Source organism: Zunongwangia sp. L-65 (assembly GCF_056859415.1).
On the sequence record NZ_JBSXOK010000001.1, the window covers coordinates 1 to 2,329 of the forward strand.

At 41.0% G+C, this 2,329-nt stretch carries 5 protein-coding genes; all 5 read right to left on the reverse strand.

Annotation, left to right across the window (positions count from 1 at the left end):
* Positions 1-571 (reverse strand): recombinase family protein (locus tag AC13DP_RS00005; RefSeq protein WP_483067071.1); only part of this gene is annotated, 571 nt, incomplete at its 3' end.
* Complete coding sequence (locus AC13DP_RS00010) at positions 547-720, reverse strand: hypothetical protein (RefSeq protein WP_483067068.1); 174 nt, start codon at positions 718-720, stop codon at positions 547-549. The genes AC13DP_RS00005 and AC13DP_RS00010, both read right to left, overlap by 25 nt.
* Positions 721-786: 66 nt before the next feature.
* Entirely contained in the window at positions 787-1,080 is a 294-nt protein-coding gene (locus tag AC13DP_RS00015; protein WP_249601128.1) for a hypothetical protein, read from the reverse strand.
* 5 nt (positions 1,081-1,085) lie between these two features.
* Positions 1,086-1,886 (reverse strand): hypothetical protein, encoded by an 801-nt coding sequence (locus AC13DP_RS00020; protein ID WP_483067069.1) that lies wholly within the window; start codon positions 1,884-1,886, stop codon positions 1,086-1,088.
* A gap of 10 nt (positions 1,887-1,896) precedes the next feature.
* Positions 1,897-2,329 (reverse strand): DUF4138 domain-containing protein (locus tag AC13DP_RS00025; RefSeq protein ID WP_483067070.1); only part of this gene is annotated, 433 nt, incomplete at its 5' end.

The window sequence follows — 2,329 nt, forward strand, 5'->3', positions numbered from 1 at the left end:
TTTTTGCCAATTCTTTGAATACCCATTTCATTATGTCACTCTGGACTTTCCTTGGCGCAATATATTTTCTACCACTCTCATCAATTTTGTTTTTATAACCGATTGGAGCAAGGCCCATCCAGCGTCCTTCTTTTTTAGCCCGGCGCATCCCGTGAAATACATTCAATGCCCTTCTGTCATTCTCCACTTCAGGGGCAGTCAGATAAAAGGCGAGCATCATTTTATTTTCAGGAATTGATAAGTCGAGTGGTTGCTCTACTGCCTGCGGTTCTACCCCCAATCTTCTCAAAGTGCCGATCATCTGATAAGCATCTCCCGCATTCCGGCTAAACCTGTCCCATTTGGTAAATAATATCAAATCGGACTGCCCTCTGGATTTACGAAGGATGCCTAACAGTTTTGTCCAGGAAGGACGTTTAAAGGTTTTTGCGGAATGATCCTCATAAATCACTTTTCGTACCTGAATATGGTTGATATCACAATACTTACGCAAACGCTCTTCCTGATCCCGTTGTGAGTATCCCTTGTCGGCCTGTTCATCCGTGCTTACCCGTATGTATAAATCTGCAATTTTGCCAGATACTGATCAACTACAATATCTGCAATCTCATACATAAAGTCCAGGATGACTTTCACCTGTTCCGCCGTTACTTCTATACCGTCTTCTTTCAATAGTGCTATTGCTTTTTCCGGCGGAATTCTTTTTATTTCATTTTCCATCTTACACCTCCGCTTTAAAACAGCAAAAGCCCCGAAGGGCTTTGTACCGAAAAATTAATTCATTCTCTACCCATCGCTTTCGGGAAAGTAAATTTTACTCCCCCTGTTTTTATTAAATGAGGGTTCATACCGTATATACCCGTAGGCACTCAGATCCTTTACACATTTATGATAGGTCATGGCAGATGATATTTTTGCAATCTTCATAATGTCATAACTAAATGCCACTATCGGATTGCTATTACCCATCTGCGCCCTATACTCCAACAGGGCAGCATATATTCCTATATGTGTAATGCTGATACGGCCATCCTGCTCAATAGCCGTAAAAAAGTCAGATAAAGGCTTTAACTGTTCCATATCCTTTAGGTTATGGTGGGTCTTTTTCTTTTCTTCTTAGCCTTTGGTATGTCCTGAGCCTCGTCGGCAATCGGCTGCTCTTGGCCTTTATGCTCCTGTTTAACAGAGCGGCTTTGTGCTTCCGATTGTTTTTCCGTCTTGGACTGGCGGTTATCCACCCGTTGCATATTGCTGTCATAGATATTGATGGTCTTAAACCGGGGATTCGCCTCGATGTACTGTTTCTGCTTCAAACCTTCCTTTTGAAAAGTTGCCGATTGCAGGTTTCCCTTTTTCAGGGAATCGACCAGATTGGATTTATAGGTTTCATTCTCCAGTTCCTTAATAGGATGTTTAGCGAGTGTTGCTTCCAGATCGTACCCATAGTTTTGATGGTACTGCTGTATTTTAAAATTTCCATTGTCATCACTCTGTTTAAAATCCATCTGTAACCAGGAATTGTACAGTTGCCCTTCCTTATTGGTCAGCTCCTTATTGACCGATCGGCCTTCCATCAGGTTGTAGGCTTCTTTCAGGGTAATGTTATTGCCTTTGTTAATATAGAAGGTCTGTTTCATAGTCTCATCGGGATTGTTTTCCTTTTGCACACTCACCTGGTACGAATTGAAGAAATACATATCCGTTTTTTTGGACTTGCTAAAATGTAGTGTGGAATCTACCTTGTTGCTACCAAAATGCGTTAGGTGCGGGATCTTAAATTCAGGCTGTCCCTTTGCTATTTTTTGCTTTAAGACTTCTTCGAGTCCTTCTCCAAAGCCAGTATATTTAATCTGGTCTTTCAGGTATTCTAAATTCTTCTGATTCATGATAATTGATTTAAAAGTTATTGATAGGTGTACTTCCTGTTGATTGTAATGTGGGAAGTACTGCTGCTTTAATAATCGTCCTGTTTTTTACACTAAGCTTAATATGCCTTCCCCCGTTTGCTTCAAACAATTGAATGGCGAAGTATTTCTTATCGGGAATGGTAAACTTGGGAACCACAATCACCAAGGTCTGTGAAGACCGGCCGTCAATTTTTGTCACCTTGTTTTGGATGTGTACCGGGGTAATTTCAATTTCCTGTGAAGCTGTACGTTTAGCCTTTTTCTGGTCCCGGATAAAAAAACGTAATTGGTCAATATCATAACTGATATTGGATGTGTTGGTAATGGTTAACCGCAGGTACATCAGGTTGTCCCGAATGAATATCCCGTTCAATCCGAAACGTATACCATATTTACGGTGCTTTACCTTACGCCCTTTGTAT